Raw genomic sequence first — 18,402 nt, 5'->3', positions numbered from 1 at the left:
CATGTACGAGCCGAAATCGTTCGACGATCTCAAGGTCAATGACAGGGTCAGCCTGAGCAAGACCATCACCGAGGCTGATGGCGCGCTCTACATCGCCGCCACCGGCGATTTCGGCCCGGTCCATGTCGACGAGATCTATGCCGGCGCGACCCGCTTCGGCCGTAGGCTGGCGCCGGGGATCATGGTCGCCGGCCTCTGCACGAGCATCCTCACCTCTGAGCTCGTCGGCACGATCGGCGTCTCCGTGGAGGACCGGTTCTGGTTCACGGGTCCGGTTTTCTACGGCGACACGCTCACCTTCGATGTCTGGCTCGCCGAGCAGCACCATGAGACCCGCACCATCATCTGGGAGGCGAGCGCGCGCAACGAGGGCGGCCTCGAAGTGCTGAAGGCACGCGCAAGCCTGAAATTTCCACGGCGGAAACCGTCATGAGCAAGCCGATGAAGAAACTTGATCTGCGTGGCGTCACGGTGGCGACCGTGCTGCCCTTCAAGGACGACATCTCGATCGACTGGGACGGCTATGCCCGCGTGCTGGACTATTGCGCCTGCCCTGATGGCATCGCGGCGGTGTTCGTCAATGGTCACGCGGGCGAGGGCGGATCGCTTTCGGATGACGAGCGTCAGGCCGTGATCGAGCGGACGCGCCGGCAGATCGGCGCCAAGCCGCTGCTTTCAGGCATCATCGCGCATTCGACGGCGGAAGCGATCCACCAGGCCCAGCTCGCGGAAGCGGCCGGCGCCGATTGCGCCGTGTTGTTCCCGCCTGCGCCGCTAGGCGGCGGCGCCTCGACGACCTCACGCGCGCCACTGGCTTTCGTGCAGGCGGTCAGCTCCGCGATCGGAATTCCCGTGTCGATCTTCCAGTACCCGCTTGCGTCCGGGTTTGGCTATTCGTCGGAGACTCTCGCGAAAATCGCCGCGCTCGACAGCGTCATCGCCATCAAGGAGGGCAGCGACACCATGCTGGCCTATGACGAGAACCGGCGAGCGGTGAAGCAGGCCGATCGCTCTGTCGCGATCCTGCTGTCGAACTTCAACTGGTTCTTGCCGCAGCTCGCCGTCGGCGGTGACGGCATTCTCTCCGGCCTTGTCAGCCTCGCGCCGCATCTGTTCGCAGCGCTCTGGCAGGCCTCGCTCGCCGACGACCTCAAGACGATGCGCGCCGTCAACGAGCGACTCTATCCGATCGTCCGCGCCATCTACGGGCCTGCCCCGATCATGGACATGCACACCCGCATGAAGGTCGGGCTGAAGGCGCTCGGCCTGATCCGCAACGCCGATCCGCGGCCGCCGCTGCTGCCGGTTATGCCAGCGCTGTGCGATGCCATTGCAACCACCGTCGGCGCGGCGCGCGCGGCCGGCGACATCCGCACTTAGCATGAGGGGCGAGCCGATGCCGGACGACGCCTTCATCCACATCGTGCGGGTCGACATCGATCCCGAGCACGAGGCTGCGTTCAACGCCTGGTACGAGCAGAAGCATTTTCCTGATCTGCTCGCTTGTCCCGGCTGGCTCTCGGCAAAGCGCTTCGTCACCGTCGGCGACGGGCCGAAATACGCCGCCATGTACGAGGTCGCGGGCAGGTGGGCGTTCGAGACGCCGGAGTTCCTGAAGGTGAAGGGCTTTGGTCCGTTCGAATCCCTGGTGAAGAATTTCATGCGCATTCAGCTCAGGCCGATGTCGGGACCGGCTTGAGCAGATCGAAGCCGGTGCTGCCTGCCGTGTCGCGAGATCCGGCCGGCCGCATCCAAGAGATGTCGAGGGGAATCCCGGGCGAGGAACTGCATCGGTCATTGGCGTCTTACTGGAGGTATCCATGGTCTCGACACTGTTTCGCTTGAGTGCGGCCGCCGCACTCGTTCTTGCATCCACGGCGGTGCATGCCGCCTGTACGCCCGCAATCACCGATGACAAACTGATTGCGCCCGGCAAATTGCAGCTCTCCATCAACCCGACCAATCCGCCGCAGCAATTCGTCGACAAGGACGGCCAGTTGCAGGGCCTCAACGTCGAGCTCGCCGCCGAGCTCGGCAAACGGTTGTGTCTTCCGGTCGAACTCGTTCGGATGGATTTTCCAGCGATGATTCCTGCTTTGGGCGCAGCGCGCATCGATGGCGTGAATACCGGCATGTTCTGGACCGAGGAGCGCTCCAAGCTGATGTACATGGTGCCTTACGCTATTCAGGCCATTTCGGTCGTGGTGGCTCCCGACAGCGGCACAAAAATTGCTACCGAAAACGATCTGATCGGAAAATCATCCGCCGTCGAGGTCAGCAGCTACCAGATGAACTGGCTCAAGAAGCTCAGCGATGCCAGCGTAGCGAAAGGCGGAGCGGCCGTCGAGATGCGGACGTTCCCGACTGCGACCAACGTCATCAGCGCCCTGCTTGCGGGCCAGGTCGACAATGCGCTGCTGGTCGACAGCGTGGCACGCGATCTGGTCGGCCGTGGTCGTGTGAAGGAAGTCCTGAGCGGGCTCGGCACGGCCAGGACCACGCTTGGTTTCCGCAACAAGACGGTCGCCGATACCGTCGTCAAGGCGCTCAACGCGATGCGCGCCGACGGCAGCTACCAGGCCCTGTTCGACAAGTTCGGCCTGACCAGTATGCCGGCCGATCAGCCGCTTGCGATCGCCGGCCCCGGTCCGGCCTGATACCCACGGAGAAGAGCCGATGAGCCATTTCAGTCCGACGGCCGCCGTCAGCTACTTTTTCAATTACTTCCTGATGAAGGGAGTCCTCGTCACCATCGGCTTGACGGTGGCGGCGGTCGTCGGCGGATTGATCCTCGGCATGGGCATCGCGTTGCTGCGCATGTCGTCCAATCCGGTGCTCGCGGGAGCGGCGCGCTTTTACATCTGGTTCTTTCGCGGCACGCCGCTTCTGATCCAGCTGGTGGTGATCTACAGCGGCTTGCCGCAGCTGGGCATCAAGTTCAGCGTGATCATCTGCGCGCTCGTCGGCCTGATCCTCAACGAGGCGGCCTATCTCGCCGAGATCGTACGCAGCGGCTTCATGGCGGTGTCGGCGGGGCAGCGTGAGGCCGCCTGGGCGCTCAGCCTGTCGCCCTGGGTGACGTTCCGCCGCGTGACCCTGCCGCAGGCGTTTCGGCTGATGATCCCGCCGCTTGGCAATTCCATCAACTCGCTCTTGAAAGCGACCTCGCTCGCCTCCGTGATCTCGGTCGAGGAGCTCATGCGCCGCAGCGACATGCTGATGCAGGAGCATTTCCAGATCCTCGAGGTCTATGCGGCGGCAACGGCCTATTACCTGATCCTCACATCGGTCTGGGATGCGGTCCAGCGCCGCCTGGAAAAACATTTCGGTCGATCGAGCGTTGCGAAATCCAGGAAGGTCGCGACGAGGGCGCCGGTCGCACAGGCGAGCGTGGAGGCCCGGGCATGAGTGAAGCGTCGATGACGACGACGGAAGGTGCAACAGTGCAACCGCAGCTCCGCCAGGTGCCCGCGGTCCGGATGGAGGCGGTCTACAAGCACTATGGCGACTTCACCGCGTTGAACGAGGTCGATCTCAAGGTCGCCAAGGGCGAGAAGATCGTGGTCTGCGGTCCCTCCGGCTCGGGCAAGTCAACGCTCATTCGCTGTATCAACCACATCGAGAAGCATGATGAAGGGCTGATCTACGTCAACGGCGTCGAGCTCGACCATCAGCGCAAGAACATCGACGCGGTCAGGCGCGACACCGGCATGGTGTTCCAGAGTTTCAATCTGTTCCCGCACATGACGGTGCTGGAGAACTGCACTCTGGCACCGATGACCGCGAATGGCATGAGTGAGGCCGAGGCCAAGGATCTCGCCATGCATTTCCTCACAAAAGTTAGGATTCCGGACCAGGCGGAGAAATTTCCCGGGCAGCTCTCGGGTGGCCAGCAGCAGCGCGTTGCGATAGCGCGGGCGCTGTGCATGCGCCCCAAGATCATGCTGTTCGACGAGCCGACTTCGGCGCTTGACCCGGAAATGGTCAAGGAGGTGCTGGAGACCATGAAGAAGCTCGCCGAAGAGGGCATGACCATGCTGTGTGTGACCCACGAGATGGGCTTTGCCCGCGAGGTCGCCGACCGCATCGTGTTCATGAACGAGGGCAAGGTGGTCGAGCAGGCCGCGCCGGAGGAATTCTTCATGCATCCGAAGTCGGAGCGGGCGCGAACGTTCCTCGACCAGATCATTCGCTAGCTGGCGATGTCGGCCACGATGCGGACATTCAGCGATCGCCTGCGCGGCATTCACGCCGCCACCATCCTGCCGATGACACCCGATTTCGAGGTCGACGAGGCGCAACTCGCAGCCCATGTCATCTCGGTTTCGTCCACGCCAGGCATCAATGGGCTCCTCGTCAACGGCCACGCCGGCGAGAATTTCATGCTGTCGCTGTCGGAGAAGCGGCGCGTGGTGGAGCTGACGCGTCAGCACGCGAAGGAATGCCTGATCGTCTCCGGGGTCAATCATGAATCCAGCCTGGAGGCCGCGCGCGAGGCGGCCGCGCTGGAACAGGCCGGTGCGGACGGGCTGCTGGTGTTTCCTCCCAACAGCTGGGCGCTCGGCCATGCCGATGATTGCGTGATCGAACATCACCGCCACATCCGCGATGCCACGACGGTACCCTTGATGCTTTACGCCGCGCCCGTCGGCGCGGGCGCGATGGCCTATGCGCCGCCGCTGCTGACGCGGCTTGCCGCCGATCCTCGCTTCGTTGCGGTGAAGGAGGGCAGCTGGGAGGTCGCAGCCTACGAACAGAATCTCAGGCTGATCCGGAAACTGCGACCGGACTTCGTCGTGCTCGGCTCGGGCGATGAGCATCTGATGACGAGCTATATCGTGGGCTCGGCCGGCAGCCAGGTCAGTCTCGCCTGCGTCGTGCCGGAGCTTGTGGTCGGCCTCTGGACTGCCGCCGAGGCCGGCGATTGGGAGCGGGCGCGCGCCGCGCATGAGAAGCTGTATCCTCTGGCGGTCGCGATCTATCGTGAGGCGCCCGGGGGGCGGGCGACCGTGCGGCTCAAGGCGTGCCTGAAATTGCTCGGACGCCTGTCATGCGATGCGGCGCGGCCGCCGCAGCCGCCAGCGACACGCGGCGAGTTGCAGGCACTCGAGCAGGCACTGCGAACTGCCGGCGTGCTCTAAGCCGCGAAGAACGGATTGGCCGGCCGCGCGAGGCCGAGATGATTGCGCAATGTCGTTCCCTCGTAGTCCGCACGGAACAGCCCGCGCTCCTGCAGGATCGGCACGACGAGCTGGACGAAATCTTCGAACCCTTCGTGGAAATAGGGCGGCATGACGTTGAAGCCGTCGGCGGCATGCTCCTCGAACCAGAGCTGGAGCGTGTCCGCGATGCGCTCGGCCGAACCGCACAGCACCCAATGGCCGCGGGCGGCGGCGGTGAGATTGTAGAGGTCGCGCAGCGTCATGTTCTCGCGACGGCCCTTGGCGAGCATGACGCTGGCGAAGCTGTGATAGCTGTCCGACGGCGCGATATCGGGGATAGGTCCATCGAGATCGTAGGCCGACATGTCGCGGCCGAAGCGGTCGGACAGGATGGCGAGCGCATTGCTGCCGCTGACAAAGCTCTGGAGTGTATTGAGCTTCTCGAACGCCTCCTTGTCGGTGCGGCCGACCACGGGCATCACGCCCGGGAGCACGGTGACGTCCTCGGCCTTGCGGCCGAACGCAGGCAGTCGCATCTTCAGCGAGGTGTAACCGGCCTTGGCTTCGTCGATATCCTGCACCACCGAAAACACGATGTCCGCGGTGCGCGCGGCAAGTGCCTGTCCGGCCTCGGAGCCGCCGGCCTGGAGCACGACCGGGTGGCCCTGCGGGGTGCGGCCGATGTTGAGCGGGCCCTTCACTTTGAAGAACGCGCCGTTATGGTCGATCGGGCGAAGTCTTGCCGAATCGATGTAGACGCCACTGCTGCGGTCGGCGACGATGGCGTCATCCGCCCAGCCGTCCCACAGACCCTTGACGACGTCGAGGAACTCGCCGGCCATCTCGTAGCGGCGGGCGTGGTCGGGATGGGTGGTGCCGAAATTCGCAGCCGTGGCCGGATTGGCCGTCGTCACCGCGTTCCACGCCGCGCGCCCGTTCGAGATGTGATCGAGCGAGGCGAAGACGCGTGCGACCGAGAACGGGTCGCTGTAGGTGGTGGAGACGGTGGCGCCGAGCCCGATATGACTGGTCGAGGTCGCGAGCGCGGCGAGCATCGTCAATGGCTCGAGCCGCAGCGTGTAGGAGGGATGGGCGGCAGCGTCGGCATAGAGGTTGTCGCCCATGAAGATCAGGTCGAACTTGCCGCGCTCGGCGGTGCGGCCGATCTCCTGGATTGCCGCAAAATCCTGGAAGCTGTCGACCGCGCCGGGATAGCGCCAGCCCGCGACATGGCTGCCGGTGCCCAGGATGAACAGGCCGAGATGCATCTGTCGTTTCATGGTGTGTTTCCAGGCGTCACGTCCAGAACAGGATCTTGCGTTCGAGGAAACCGATCAGGCCGAAGAAGGCGAGGCTCGCCGCGGATGCGACGAAGATCGCCGCCCAGACCTGGACGAAGTCGATCTGGAGCACGGCCTGATAGATCACCCAGCCGAGTCCGCCATGCGCGCCGAGCATTTCGGTGACGATCGCCACGATCACGCTGCGCACCGTGGAGACGCGCATGCCGGCGAGCAGCAGCGGCAGGGCGGTCGGCAGGCGCAGGCGCCACAGCACGCCGAAACGGCTTGCCCCGAAGCTGCGCATGAGGTCGACGGCGCGACGATCGACACGGTCGAGCCCGGCCAGCATCGACAGCAGGATGGCGAAGCTCACCGCCATGGCCACCATGACGATCTTGGAGCTGACCCCGATGCCGAACCAGAGCAGGATCAGCGGGGAATAGCCGACCACGGGCACCGAATTGATCGCGGTGGCGAGCGGCAGGATCGCGCTGCGCAATGCCGGGACCAATGCGATGGCGACGGCGAGGCCGATCCCGATCAGGCAGCCGAGCCCATAGCCGACCAGCGCTTCGAGCAGGGTGTAGCCGGCAGCGTCAATGAGCGTCGCGCGCTTGGACCAGAGGCCTGCGAGGATGTCGCTGACGGCGGGCAGGACATAGGCCGGCAGATGCAGTCCGCGTGCCGCGCCCTCCCAGCATGCGACCAGGAGGACGGCGCCCAGGATGCCGCGCTGGACGGCGAGCGAAGGTGAGGTGAGCGCGCGGCTCATTGCTCGGCGGTCCAGAACACCAGCCGTCGTTCGACCGCGGCGACGACTGCGTAGAAGCCCGTGCCGAGCAGGGCTGCGGCGAGCAGGGCGCCCCAGATCGCGACGACATTCTCGGTGAACATGGCCTGGAGCAGCAGCACGCCGAGCCCGGTGGTGTCGCCGAACCATTCGCCGACGATGGCACCGACGAGGCTCAGCGATGCGGCGAGCCGCAGCGCGACGAAGATCTGCGGCAGCGCGGTTGGCAGCTGCAGGCGCAGTAGCAGCTGGCGATTGGAGGCGCCGAAGCTGCGCATCAGGGCGACCTGCTTGGGATCGACGGTCTCGAGACCGAGCAGCGTATTAACGGTCACTGGGAAGAAGGTCAGGTAGAATGCGATGATCGCCTTGGCGAGCAGCGTGTTGCCGAACCACAGCACCACCAGCGCGCCGAAGGCGATGACCGGAATGGTCTGCGACACCACGAAGATCGGAAAGATCATTTCGCGCAGCGCGCGGACGCGGAAGAACACGATGCCCATGAGCACGCCGAAGGCGCCGCCGGACGCAAAGCCGATCAGCGTCTCTGCCAACGTGCGCAGGAAACCGTCGACATAGGCCCGAGGCGTTGCCGCCATCGCCATCAGGATCGTGCTGAGGCGCGGCAGATAATAGGGTCGGATGCCGAACAGTATCACCGCGCCTTCCCAGATCACCGCCGCGATGGCGAGGCCGAGCAGGAGCCGGATCAGCTTGCGCAGGAAATCCGGCATTGCGATCCGCCGTGCGGTCGCGCGGCTGCTACTAGTCGATGACGCGGCAGGGCTGCTCACGGCAGGCGGTCCGCCGCCGGAACGCTCTGGATGAAGCTTGCGTCATAGGCGGCGGCAAGATCGAGCGGCTTGGAGATCACGCCATACTTCAGGAAGAAGTCGTGGGCGGTCTTGACCGCGTCGGCGTCAATCCAGAACATGCCGTTCTTGGCGGCCGCGCCTGCGGTCATCAGGCGCTTAACCTCGGTGAGCATGAACTCCTGCTGCGTCCGATCGAGCGTCGGGGCTGCAGCCATCACGGTGTCGACGGCGCCCTTGGGATCGGAGAAGGCGTCCTTCCAGCCCTTCAGCGAAGCGCGCAGGAACGCCTTGACCAGCTCCGGCTTCTCCTTGGCGGTCGCCTCGGCCACGATCAGCGTGTCGCGGGGGAAGGTGATACCGTAGTCCTCGGCGACGAAGGTCTTCAGGCTGTCCTTCGGCATGCGCGATTGGATGGTGTAGAACTCGTTGTAGTAGGTCGCCGTGATGACGTCGACGTTGCCATCGACGAACGGCGTCACCGAAACCTGCTGCGGCTGGATCTTCAGCTCGTCCGGCTTGATGCCTTCCTTGGCCAGCATGCCGTTGAGCACATGGTTGGCGCCGGTGAACCAGGTGGTGACGGTCTTGCCCTTGAAATCCTGGATCGTCTTCACCGGCCCGTCCTTGCGGGTGACGAAGATGAAGGGCGTGATCTGGTGCGACACGCCGATGCAGACGATCGGCAGTCCCTTGTCGCGGGAAGCGAACACGCTGTCGGTGCCGCCGGACAGGCCGAATGTGTCGGCGCCGGTCGCGACCAGGTTTTCGGTCAGCAGGTTGGGCCCGCCGGGATTGATGGTGAGGTCGATGCCCTCGGCCTTGTAGTAGCCCTTGGCGGCCGCGACGTAGAAGCCGGCGAATTGCGCCTGCGGCAGCCATTTCAGCCGCAGGCTTGCCTTCTGCAACTCTGCGGCGGGCGCAGCCGTGACAAGCGAGCCGGTCGCCAGTGCGATGGCGGAGAGGACGGAGAGGGCGTGGCGACGGCTCAACATGGTCATACTCCAGACGGTGAAAATCAATTGCGATAGGATGGATCGGTGCGGTCAAGCTGGCGCATCAGCGCCGGCCATTCGCGTTCGCCGGGCACGAGGATGTCGCCCTGCAACTCCCAGAACTGGCGGGCGGCCTTCTCGCAAACCTCGTGCGGCGGCATCACCAGCTTGGCGCCGGCTGCTGCGGCGGCCTGCATCTGGAGCTGGATCCGCGCGGCCCGCTCGAAATAATAGAGCAGCATGAAGGCCTCGCCCGGCGTGCGGCCGACGGTCAGGATGCCGTGGTTGCGCATCAGCATCACCTTGTGCGGACCGAGATCGCGAACCAGGCGGATCTGCTCGTCGAGGTCGATGGCGACGCCTTCGTAGTCGTGGAAGGCTTGGCGGTCGTAGAAGCGCATCGCGAACTGGCTGAGCGGCAGCAGGCCTTTCTCCTGTCCGGAGACCGCGACGCTCGCGTCGGAATGGGTGTGCAGCACGCAGGATGCATCGTGGTTCGAGGTGTGGATCGCAGCATGGATGACAAAGGCCGCGACGTTGACGGCCTGCGGCGTGTCGTCGAGCTTGTTTCCCTTGGTGTCGATCTTCACCAGGCTCGACGCCGTGATCTCGTCGAACAACAGGCCATAGGGATTGATCAGGAACTGATCGTCATGGCCAGGCACACGCATGGAGATGTGATTGTAGATCAAATCGTCCATGCCGAGCTTGGCGACCATGCGATAACAGGCCGCGAGCTTGATCCGGGCATCCCATTCGGCCGGATCGATCCCGCGCGGTGCGGCATGCGGTTCTTTCGCTGGCATCGCGTTCACTGCGACTTCTCCTGCGCGATGGAGGATTGAAACGACTTCATGCTTTCCTCCTCGATCGCATCGAGCAGCGTGCGCTTCAGGCGCACGAATTCGGGGGAGGTGACGATCTCGGGCCGGCGCGGGCGGGGCAGGTCGACGATTTGTTCGAGCTTCACCGAGCCGGGACGTGCCGTCATGACCAGCACGCGGTCGCCGAGGAAGATCGCCTCGTCGACGTCATGGGTGATGAAGAGGATGGTGCGGCGGTATTTCTGCCAGACATCGAGCAGCCAGCGCTGCATCATCGCCCGCGTCAGCGCATCGAGCGCGCCGAACGGCTCGTCGAGCAGCATAAGGTCACGCTCGAACAGGAAGGTGCGCATCAGGGCGACGCGCTGGCGCATGCCGCCGGACAGTTGATTGGGGTACTGCTTCTCGAAGCCGGCCAGCCCGAACTCGGGCAGCATCTTCAGCGCCTTGGCGCGCGCCTGGTCGCGCGGCATGCCCTCGACTTCGAGCGCGAGAATGGCGTTGTCCACCACGTTGCGCCAGGGAAACAGCAGGTCGCGCTGCGGCATGAAGGAGACGCGGCCGAGCAGATCGGCGGCATGGCAACTCTTGCCCTCGAAGCGCAGAATGCCGCCGGCATCGGGCTCCTCGAGACCGGCGACGATATTGAAAAGGGTGCTCTTGCCGCAGCCACTCGGTCCGACGACGGTGACGAACTCGCCGGGGACAACGCTTGCCTGAAGTCCCGAGAGTGCCGCGACGGAGCCGAAGGTCTTGTTGATTGCGCGCAGCTCGAGCAGCGGCTCGGGCTTCGGGTGAGCCGGCGGGGCTTCAATGATCGGTCCGGGATCGGGGAGGCGGGCGGCCTGCACCAGCATGTCCTTGTATATTGGCGGCGGTCATTCGCATACGAAATCGGACCGCGTCGAAATCTCTTAGCAACTCGTGTGCCAGTGCCATTTCCGAGCAAATCAGGCATAAGACTTGCGAGATCGACGGTGAAAAGGTCGGAGAGACGTGGGTCTCCGACCGAAAGTAGGTCGTTTCGTTCGGGTGAGAATGCTATTATGTATACGTTTTTTGGCGTCGGAGAAACATAATGGCGGATATTGGTGCACATGCCGGCGGCAGGCGCGTGAAAAATGGGCACGAAACCCTCGCCGCAAGCCCCGGTACGACGCTCGCCGAGAGCTTGCGCCACAAGCTCGAAGGGGCGATCGCGGCAGGCCACCTCGAACCGGGCAGCCGGCTCGACGAGCAGGAGATCGCCCAGCGTTTTGGCGTCTCGCGCACGCCGGTGCGGGAGGCGTTCCGCCTGATGGCTGCGAATAATCTGGTCGAGCTGCGCGGCCGGCAGGGGGCGACTGTCCGCAGCATCAAGGCGCAGGCGCTGATCGAGATGTTTCAGGTCATGGCGGAGCTCGAAGGGCTCTGCGCGCGGCTTGCCGCAAGGCGCGTGTCCCAGGCCTGGGGTTCTGAAATTGGCAAGCTACATCAGAGGCTTGTCGTCGCAGGCGAGACCGGCGACATCGACGTCTTCTACGACATCAACCAGGAATTCCACGAAGCGATCTACGAGGCTTCGCGCAATACCTTCCTCGCGGATCAAACCCGCAAGCTGCGCAATCAAGTCGCGGCCTATCGCCGCCGGGTGACGCGGATGCCGAACCGGATCGCCGATACCGTCCGCGAGCACGAGGCGATCATGCAGGCGATCCTGGCCCACGATCCCGAGCGGGCGCACAGCGCGATGCGCGACCACGTCAACCTGCTCGGCGACAACCTCCTGGACTTTCTGGCCGCCTTCGAGTGACCTTCCGGTCTCTTGGTATGCAAATTGCTAGACTTTGTATATCTAGCTTGCATCCTGGAGACCCGGAGTGGACCTGAAGCTGACGAACAAGACCGCCCTCATCACCGGCGCGTCGAAAGGGATTGGACTGGCGGTGGCCGAGCTTTTCGCCGCGGAGGGGTGTCATTTGCATCTCGCCGCCCGTAACGGCGAGGCGATGCTCAAGGCCAAGAAGCAGCTCGAAGCCAGTCATGGCGTGAAGATCACGATCCATGCACTCGACCTGTCGAGCACATCCGCGATGGAGAAGCTCGCTGCCGAGGTCGGCGATATCGACATCCTCATCAACAATGCCGGCGACATCCCGGCCGGCTCGCTTGAAATCCTCGACGATGCCGCCTGGCGGCGCGGCTTCGATCTCAAGGTGTTCGGCTACATCACGCTGTCGCGTCTCTATTACCCGCGCATGAAGGGCAAGGACGGCGTCATCATCAACATCATCGGCAATTCCGGTGAGAACTGGGACGCGAGCTATATCGCAGGCTCGACCGGCAATGCGGCGCTGATGTCCTTCACCAAGGCGCTCGGCGGCCGCAGCCTTGATCACGGCGTGCGCGTCGTCGCCATCAATCCGGGGCCGGTTGCCACCGACCGCATGCTCAAGATCATGAAGCGCAAGGCGATCGACATGCTCGGCGACGAAGGCCGCTGGGAGGAGCTGTTCGACAAATATCCGGGCAAACGGCCTGCGACCTCGGAAGAGGTCGCCGATCTCGTCGCCTTCCTGTCCTCGCCGCGGTCCGGCTATATCACCGGCACCGTTGTGACGATCGACGGCGGCATTGCCGCGCGCGGCTCGGTGATCTGAGGCATAGATGCCGAAGCCTCAATCCGCCGCGCTGGTCCGCAACCGTTATTTCGACGAGCTCTCGGCGACGCCGGGACTCTATTGGCTCGGCCAGAATACCAACCACATCGAGAGCCATCCCGCTGTGCGCGAGGCGATGCTGCGCTCGATCGAGGCGGGCGAGTTCAATGCCTATGCGCCGCCGCTCGGCTTCGAGGCGCTGCGCGCGGCGATCGTCGCCGATCTTGGCGCGCCCGGCGCAGAAGCGCTGGTGACCGAGGGCGGAGTCAACGCGCTGGCGATGATCTGCCGCGCTCGCTGCAAGCCCGGCACCACGCTGGTCACGACCGACCCGACCTGGAAATGGCCGTGCCTGTTCGCGCGCCAGCAAGGCGCCGAGGTGATCGAGATTCCGATCTACGATCCCGCTTGCAGCTACCGCCTGACGCCCGAGGCCTTGAAGGCGAATGTCGATGAGCGCACCGCGATCATCTACCTCGTCGATCCCAACAATCCGCTCGGCATCCGCTACACCCGCGAGGAGATCGAGAGCTTTGCAGCGATCGCGCGCGATTGCGGCGCGCTGCTGGTGCACGACTGCACTTATCGCGATTTTGCCGACGGCCATACCCCGGCACTGCATGTTGCCCCGAAAGGCTCGGTGGTCTCGACCAGCTTTTCGAAATGGCTAGGGCTCGCGGGCCTCCGCATCGGAGCCCTCGTCGCCGCGTCCGACCTGTTCGAGGAACTGGCGCAGACCTCCACCAGCGTGCTCGGCGCCAGCGTCATCGCCCAGCGCGCGGCGCAGGCGGGGTTGTCGGTCAAGGCCGAATGGATGAAGAAGGTCCGCAGCACCGACCGGGCCAACAAGGCCATGATCCAGGAGGCCGCCGCCGCGATCGACGGGCTTGGGCTGCCGATCATGCCCTCGCACGGTAACTTCCTCGTGCTCGAAACTATCGCGGCGGGCATCCGCCCGGAGGCGCTGGTCGAATGCTATCGCCGCCAGGGCATCATGATCCGGCAGGGCACCTATCACACCCAGCGCTTCGGCGACCGCTTCGTCAAGATCAGCACTTCGGTGCCGCAAGCCTGGGTCGAGAAGTTCTGTACGCTGCTGCCGGAGATGGTCGCGCAGGCGCGCACGCTCAACGACCTGCCGCCGCAATTCTAGGGACGATGCCGATGACGACGATCACAGCAAAAGATGGCGTGAAGCTGCACGTGGAAGAAGCGGGCGAGGGAACGCCGATCCTCTTCATCCACGAGTTCGGCGGCAATCACCAAAGCTGGGAGCCGCAGCTGCGTTATTTCAGCCGGCGCCACCGCTGCATCAGCTACGCCGCACGCGGCTATCCGCCGTCAGACGTGCCCGACAGCGTGGAGGCCTATTCGCAGGTGATCGCCGCCGACGATGCGGTCGCCGTGCTCGATGCACTCAAGATCGAGAAGGCGCACATCGTCGGCCTCTCCATGGGCGGGTTCTGCACGGTGCATTTCGGCTTGCGTACGCCGGAGCGCGCGTTGTCTCTCACGGTGGCCGGCGCCGGCTATGGCTGCGAGAAGGAGTTCGAGGAATATTTTCGCGGCGTTTCGCTCGAAGTCGCCGACAATTTCGAGAAGCAGGGCGCCAGGGAATTCTCGAAGATCTATGCACTCGGTGCGAGCCGGGTGCAGTTCCAGAACAAGGATCCGCGCGGCTGGCAGGAATTCGCCGATCGCCTCGCCACCCATTCCGATCGCGGCGCCGCCAACACCATGCGCGGCGTCCAGGCGCGGCGGCCGTCCTTCTACGATCTCGAAGACGGGCTGAAAAAGATGATGGTGCCGACGCTGGTCGTCGTCGGCGACGAGGACGATCACTGTCTCCAGCCCGGCATCTTCCTGAAGAAGACGATTCCGGCTTGCGGCCTCTCGGTCTTCCCCAAGACCGGCCACACGCTCAATCTAGAAGAGCCGGCGGCGTTCAACGCATTGCTCGCCGAGTTCATCGCCCAGGTCGAGGCCGGACACTGGCTGCCGCGCGATCCCCGCGCGCTGCCGGGCCAGATCATGCGCACGAAGTAGTCGATGACGAGCCAGCCCCTGATCAACGCCGACCGGCTCTGGAGCCGCCTGATGGCACTCGCCGAGATCGGCGCGACGCCGGCCGGCGGGGTCAACCGCCAGGCGTTGAGCGACGGCGAGATCGCCGCTTGGCGACGCGTCATCAGCTGGACCCGCGAGGCGGGATTGACGCCGTCGACCGATGCTGCCGGAAACCTGTTCCTGACGCTGGCCGGCTGCGATCGCTCGACGCCGCCGCTCCTGCTCGGCAGTCATCTCGACAGCCAACCGACCGGCGGTAAGTTCGACGGTGCGGCCGGTGTGATGGCGGCGTTGGAGGCGGTCGTCTCGCTGGCCGAGCAGGGTGGCAGGCCCGCACGCGATGTCATCGTCGTCGCCTGGATGAACGAGGAAGGCTCGCGCTTCGCCCCGGGCATGATGGGCTCGGAGGCCTTTACCGGCGAACGCGATATGGATGCGATCCGCGCCGCGCGCGATGCCGACGGCATCAGCGTTGGTGAGGCGCTCGATCGCCTCCACCAGGCGTTTCCTGATATGCCGCGCCGGCCGCTCGGCTTTGCCACCGGGGCCTATCTCGAACTGCACATCGAGCAGGGACCGCTGCTGGAAGCGGCCGCCTGCACGATCGGCGTCGTCACCGGCATCCAGGGCAAGAAGACGTTTCAGGTCGTGGTCGAGGGTGCCGAGGGCCATGCGGGCACGCTGGCGCAACAGGAGAGGCGAGACGCGCTCGCGGCTTTTGCGCGGATGGCGACCGCACTCCATGCCGAGATCGGCGGAATCGATGCCGACATCAAGTTCACCATCGGCCGGGTCGCCGTCGTGCCGAACGCACCGTCAGTGGTGCCTTCGCGCGTCAGCTTTAGCATCGATCTGCGCCATCCCGACAATGCGGTGCTGGATGCCGCGGGCGCGCACATCGGAGCTCTTTGCCAGGAGAAGGCACCGCCGTGCTCGGTTACGGTGACGCCGCTCGTCGACGCGCCGTCGAACGCATTCGATCCGCGCCTGCGCGCGCGCCTTGCGGCGGCCGCGCGTGAGCAGGGGTATTCCGCTATGGCGATCCTCTCCGCCGCCGGTCACGATGCCCGTCATCTCGCCAAGGTCTGCCCGACCGCGATGATCTTCATCCCGTGCCGCGACGGGGTGAGCCACGTCGAGCACGAATGGACCGAGCCCGATCATGTCGCCGCAGGAGCATCCGTGCTGGCACAGGTGCTGCGCGAACTCGCATTCGCGCCTGTTATCGAGGCATGAGGACGTCAATGCAAGATGTGACCCCTCGGGACTATCGTGACGCGATGGCCTGTCTCGGCGACTACGCGGCTGCGGCGAAGCGTTCCTCGGCCGGGAGCACGTTGACGCAGACGACTTTATTGCGCGTCACGCTGGCATAGGCGAAGGAGCCGCGGTTGATGCAAAGAGTTGGCGGATCGTCGGTGACGCTGCAGATCGCGGATGCGGTAAGTCCGGCGCGGCCGGCGACACCGTCGGTCGTAACGATGTTGACGGCAGCGACACTCGCAACCGGGGCGCCGGTGCTCGCTGACTGTTCCGTTGCGTTCGATTGCCGGATTGCCGACATGGTCAATGTCGGGACGCATGACGTGCTGTTTTGCCGCGTGGTAGCCGTGCAAAGATCCGGCTGCACGGACAATCTGATCAATTTCGGTCGAGCCTACCACACGGTCGGGGTGACCAGTCCGGCTGGGGCTGGAGCCGAAACCGCTCTTCGCCGATCCTAATGGGGAGCGCGTGTGTATCGCCAACCGTTTCAACAGCCTCTACGCCATGGGCAGAGATCATCGCCCGAGCAAGCCTATCCCTTGCGGGGGATGTCGGCGGTCGCAGCTGGCTATCGTCGCTTCAGAAATAGCCATCGACGTGCAAAGGTCGGCACATTATCTCGTGGGCCACACGGCGACTGTCTCTTGAAGCGTGCTCTATTTGGCGATCTTTGGCTGGAGGGCGGTTAGAAGGCGATGTGTGCACGACGTGTGCACCGGGGGATCAAGAAAAATCTTGCGGCAGCCAACGTGATTGCTGGCCAATAGCGAACCTGATGTGTTCAACGCGGATTATCGTCACTTGTGTTTTATCCGAAAGCCTCTCTTCGATCCCTTGATGGTGAAATCTACTGTGGCTCGATCCCCGCGGCCTTGATGATCCGTCCCCACTTGCCGATCTCGGCTTTCAGGAAAGATTCGAGAGCTTCCGGCGTTGCGCGCGCGGGCTCGACCGGCGCCATGCTGAGCTCGGCAAAGCGGCCGATCAAGGCCGGATCCTTGAGCGCGGTCTGGAGCGCGCCGACCAGATGGTCGACCACCGGCTTAGGCGTGCCGCGCGGCGCGTAGAGGCCGTACCAGGTCGTGACGTTGAACTCGGGAACGCCGGCCTCTGCCGAGGTTGGCACGTCAGGCAGCGTTGCGACACGTGTCTTGCTGGTGATGGCATACCCCTTGATCGTCTTCGACTGGATGTATGGCGTCGGCCCTGTCGCGGGATCGCAATAGACGTCGATATGGCCGGCGATGACGTCGTTCAGCGCCGGTCCGCCACCCTTGTAATAGATCTGCGAGAGCTTCGTGTCGGTGGCGCTCATGAACATCAGGCCGCATAGCTGTGAGGCCGAGCCGAGCCCGACATTGCCGAAAGTCATCTTGTCACCCTCGCTTCGGATCCGAGTGATCATCTCGCTCAAATCCTTGGCCGGAAAATCCGGCCGCGCCACCAGGATCATCGGCACGTCGGTGACGAGACCGATCGGGGCGAAGTCACCGACGGGATCAAACGGCAGTTTGGCGTAGAGGGCAGGGGCCGTGGCCTGGCCGACATGCATCAGCAGCAGCGTGTAGCCATCAGGAGCCGCCTTGGCGACGCGGTTGGTGCCGAGCGTGCCGCCGGCGCCGACGACATTCTCGATGACGATGGACTGTTTCAGCGTTGCGCTCATGGCGCTGCCGAGGATGCGCGCGATGACGTCGCCGGGACCGCCGGCGGAGAAGGGCACGATCATCGTGACCGGGCGATTGGGATAGTCATCCGCGATCGCGGCGCCACAGGGGTAGAGCAGGAAAAACAGGATCAGCGATCGCACGAGATACGTCATCGAACACTCCCTGGCGGCATTGTTCTAGTCGTCGGAAGGCGCCGCCTCCTTGGCCGCCGACGATTTTTCGATCATGTCGAGCGCGGCCACGGCGGCCGCATTGATGTGGTCGACGCAGCAGCGCTCGGCGAGATCCGGATCGCCGCTCTGGATCGCGCGCCAGATCGCGGTGACCTCGCGCAGGCTCTTGTTGATCCGTTTAGGCTGCGACATTGATGTAATCCGCAGCAGTTGAATTCGGTCGTGCAGCGGCTTGAGCATGCGCTCGATGAAGGCATTGCGGCAGCCGCCGATCAGCGCCGCGTAGAAATCGGTCTTGGCTTCGAGGCATCCGACGAGGTCTTGCTTGGCCGCCGCCGCCTTCAGCCGTGTCAGGGCATCCCCGATCCGGCGCGCGACGTCCGGGTCGTGAAGCCTGGCGCATTCGCGGCCGGCGAATCCTTCGAGCACCGCGCGTGCGGCGTAGAGCTGCCGCGCCTCTTCGAGGCTGATCGTGGACACCACGGGGCCGCGGTGCGGCACCATCCTGACCAGCCCGTCGGCTTCGAGCGCACGCAGCGCTTCGCGGATCGAGGGACGGCTGACGCCCATCATCTCGCAGAGCTCGCGCTCGACCAAGCGCTGGCCCGGCTTCAGCGTTCCCGACATGATCGCCGCACGCAGCTTCTGCGCCACCATCGCCCGGACGGTCGGGACGTCGTCAATGCGGAGTGTCGACTGCAATTCGCGGCGTCTTTCCATG

At 64.4% G+C, this 18,402-nt stretch carries 21 protein-coding genes and 1 pseudogene; 13 read left to right on the top strand and 9 right to left on the bottom strand.

Annotated features, from left to right (window positions below):
- The first annotated feature begins 1 nt into the window (after position 1).
- From AC1RQP_RS18285 to AC1RQP_RS18255, 7 genes are all read left to right on the top strand, one after another.
- Positions 2 to 433 carry a MaoC family dehydratase gene (locus AC1RQP_RS18285; RefSeq protein WP_492937980.1) on the top strand — a complete coding sequence of 144 codons (432 nt, stop codon included), beginning with the start codon at positions 2 to 4 and terminating at the stop codon, positions 431 to 433.
- Entirely contained in the window at positions 430 to 1,380 is a 951-nt protein-coding gene (locus AC1RQP_RS18280) for a dihydrodipicolinate synthase family protein (RefSeq protein ID WP_492937979.1), read from the top strand. Before AC1RQP_RS18285 ends, AC1RQP_RS18280 begins: the two co-directional genes overlap by 4 nt.
- Before the next feature lie 16 nt (positions 1,381 to 1,396).
- Positions 1,397 to 1,699, top strand: a complete 303-nt coding sequence (locus AC1RQP_RS18275; protein ID WP_492937978.1) for a hypothetical protein — start codon at positions 1,397 to 1,399, stop codon at positions 1,697 to 1,699.
- Positions 1,700 to 1,820: 121 nt separating this feature from the next.
- On the top strand, positions 1,821 to 2,657 hold the full coding sequence (locus tag AC1RQP_RS18270; protein ID WP_492937977.1) for an ABC transporter substrate-binding protein: 837 nt from the start codon (positions 1,821 to 1,823) through the stop codon (positions 2,655 to 2,657).
- Positions 2,658 to 2,676: 19 nt separating this feature from the next.
- On the top strand, positions 2,677 to 3,408 hold the full coding sequence (locus AC1RQP_RS18265; RefSeq protein WP_492937976.1) for an amino acid ABC transporter permease: 732 nt from the start codon (positions 2,677 to 2,679) through the stop codon (positions 3,406 to 3,408).
- Positions 3,405 to 4,196: an amino acid ABC transporter ATP-binding protein gene (locus tag AC1RQP_RS18260; RefSeq protein ID WP_492937975.1), complete on the top strand. Its 792-nt coding sequence runs from the start codon at positions 3,405 to 3,407 to the stop codon at positions 4,194 to 4,196. The genes AC1RQP_RS18265 and AC1RQP_RS18260 overlap by 4 nt, the downstream gene beginning before the upstream one ends.
- Before the next feature lie 18 nt (positions 4,197 to 4,214).
- A complete protein-coding gene (locus tag AC1RQP_RS18255) occupies positions 4,215 to 5,141 on the top strand; it encodes a dihydrodipicolinate synthase family protein (protein ID WP_492937974.1) in 927 nt (308 codons plus the stop codon).
- Here AC1RQP_RS18255 and AC1RQP_RS18250 read toward each other — a convergent pair.
- From AC1RQP_RS18250 to AC1RQP_RS18225, 6 genes are read right to left on the bottom strand one after another with little or no spacing between them, the layout of a single operon-like run.
- Positions 5,138 to 6,442 carry an LLM class flavin-dependent oxidoreductase gene (locus AC1RQP_RS18250; protein WP_492937973.1) on the bottom strand — a complete coding sequence of 435 codons (1,305 nt, stop codon included), beginning with the start codon at positions 6,440 to 6,442 and terminating at the stop codon, positions 5,138 to 5,140. The two genes, AC1RQP_RS18255 and AC1RQP_RS18250, sit on opposite strands and share 4 nt — an antisense overlap.
- A 16-nt stretch (positions 6,443 to 6,458) precedes the next feature.
- Entirely contained in the window at positions 6,459 to 7,217 is a 759-nt protein-coding gene (locus AC1RQP_RS18245; protein ID WP_492937972.1) for an ABC transporter permease, read from the bottom strand.
- The gene (locus tag AC1RQP_RS18240; RefSeq protein WP_492937971.1) at positions 7,214 to 7,969 is read right to left on the bottom strand and encodes an ABC transporter permease; all 756 of its coding nucleotides are present in this window, start codon (positions 7,967 to 7,969) and stop codon (positions 7,214 to 7,216) included. Before AC1RQP_RS18240 ends, AC1RQP_RS18245 begins: the two co-directional genes overlap by 4 nt.
- A 56-nt stretch (positions 7,970 to 8,025) precedes the next feature.
- Complete coding sequence (locus AC1RQP_RS18235) at positions 8,026 to 9,042, bottom strand: ABC transporter substrate-binding protein (RefSeq protein WP_492937970.1); 1,017 nt, start codon at positions 9,040 to 9,042, stop codon at positions 8,026 to 8,028.
- Between the two features lie 23 nt (positions 9,043 to 9,065).
- Positions 9,066 to 9,857, bottom strand: coding sequence for a class II aldolase/adducin family protein (locus AC1RQP_RS18230; RefSeq protein ID WP_492937969.1), 792 nt, complete (start codon positions 9,855 to 9,857; stop codon positions 9,066 to 9,068).
- Entirely contained in the window at positions 9,854 to 10,717 is an 864-nt protein-coding gene (locus AC1RQP_RS18225) for an ABC transporter ATP-binding protein (protein WP_492937968.1), read from the bottom strand. Before AC1RQP_RS18225 ends, AC1RQP_RS18230 begins: the two co-directional genes overlap by 4 nt.
- 227 nt (positions 10,718 to 10,944) lie before the next feature.
- Between AC1RQP_RS18225 and AC1RQP_RS18220 the strand changes: the two genes are divergently transcribed.
- The 5 genes from AC1RQP_RS18220 (at position 10,945) to AC1RQP_RS18200 (ending at position 15,808) form a co-directional block, all read left to right on the top strand.
- Entirely contained in the window at positions 10,945 to 11,658 is a 714-nt protein-coding gene (locus tag AC1RQP_RS18220; RefSeq protein WP_492937967.1) for a GntR family transcriptional regulator, read from the top strand.
- Between the two features lie 67 nt (positions 11,659 to 11,725).
- Entirely contained in the window at positions 11,726 to 12,505 is a 780-nt protein-coding gene (locus tag AC1RQP_RS18215) for an SDR family oxidoreductase (protein ID WP_492937966.1), read from the top strand.
- A gap of 7 nt (positions 12,506 to 12,512) precedes the next feature.
- Positions 12,513 to 13,658: a pyridoxal phosphate-dependent aminotransferase gene (locus tag AC1RQP_RS18210; protein WP_492937965.1), complete on the top strand. Its 1,146-nt coding sequence runs from the start codon at positions 12,513 to 12,515 to the stop codon at positions 13,656 to 13,658.
- 11 nt (positions 13,659 to 13,669) lie between these two features.
- Complete coding sequence (locus tag AC1RQP_RS18205) at positions 13,670 to 14,551, top strand: alpha/beta fold hydrolase (protein ID WP_492937964.1); 882 nt, start codon at positions 13,670 to 13,672, stop codon at positions 14,549 to 14,551.
- 3 nt (positions 14,552 to 14,554) lie between these two features.
- Positions 14,555 to 15,808 (top strand): Zn-dependent hydrolase, encoded by a 1,254-nt coding sequence (locus AC1RQP_RS18200; RefSeq protein WP_492937963.1) that lies wholly within the window; start codon positions 14,555 to 14,557, stop codon positions 15,806 to 15,808.
- Positions 15,809 to 15,872: 64 nt separating this feature from the next.
- Here AC1RQP_RS18200 and AC1RQP_RS18195 read toward each other — a convergent pair.
- Positions 15,873 to 16,127: pseudogene (locus AC1RQP_RS18195) on the bottom strand (flavin reductase); the annotation flags it as partial.
- Here AC1RQP_RS18195 and AC1RQP_RS18190 point away from each other — a divergent pair.
- A complete protein-coding gene (locus tag AC1RQP_RS18190; RefSeq protein WP_239622938.1) occupies positions 16,054 to 16,296 on the top strand; it encodes a flavin reductase in 243 nt (80 codons plus the stop codon). The pseudogene AC1RQP_RS18195 and the gene AC1RQP_RS18190 sit on opposite strands and share 74 nt — an antisense overlap.
- 389 nt (positions 16,297 to 16,685) lie before the next feature.
- Here the strand turns inward: AC1RQP_RS18190 and AC1RQP_RS18185 are convergent, their stop codons facing one another.
- Both AC1RQP_RS18185 and AC1RQP_RS18180 read right to left on the bottom strand, forming a co-directional pair.
- Complete coding sequence (locus AC1RQP_RS18185; protein ID WP_492937962.1) at positions 16,686 to 17,660, bottom strand: tripartite tricarboxylate transporter substrate-binding protein; 975 nt, start codon at positions 17,658 to 17,660, stop codon at positions 16,686 to 16,688.
- 24 nt (positions 17,661 to 17,684) lie between these two features.
- Complete coding sequence (locus AC1RQP_RS18180; protein WP_492937961.1) at positions 17,685 to 18,401, bottom strand: GntR family transcriptional regulator; 717 nt, start codon at positions 18,399 to 18,401, stop codon at positions 17,685 to 17,687.
- Position 18,402 lies beyond the last annotated feature (1 nt).

The sequence above is a fragment of the Bradyrhizobium sp. GW821-FHT13H06 genome, from assembly GCF_058803975.1.
This window is presented reverse-complemented; position numbering and strand designations above follow the sequence as displayed.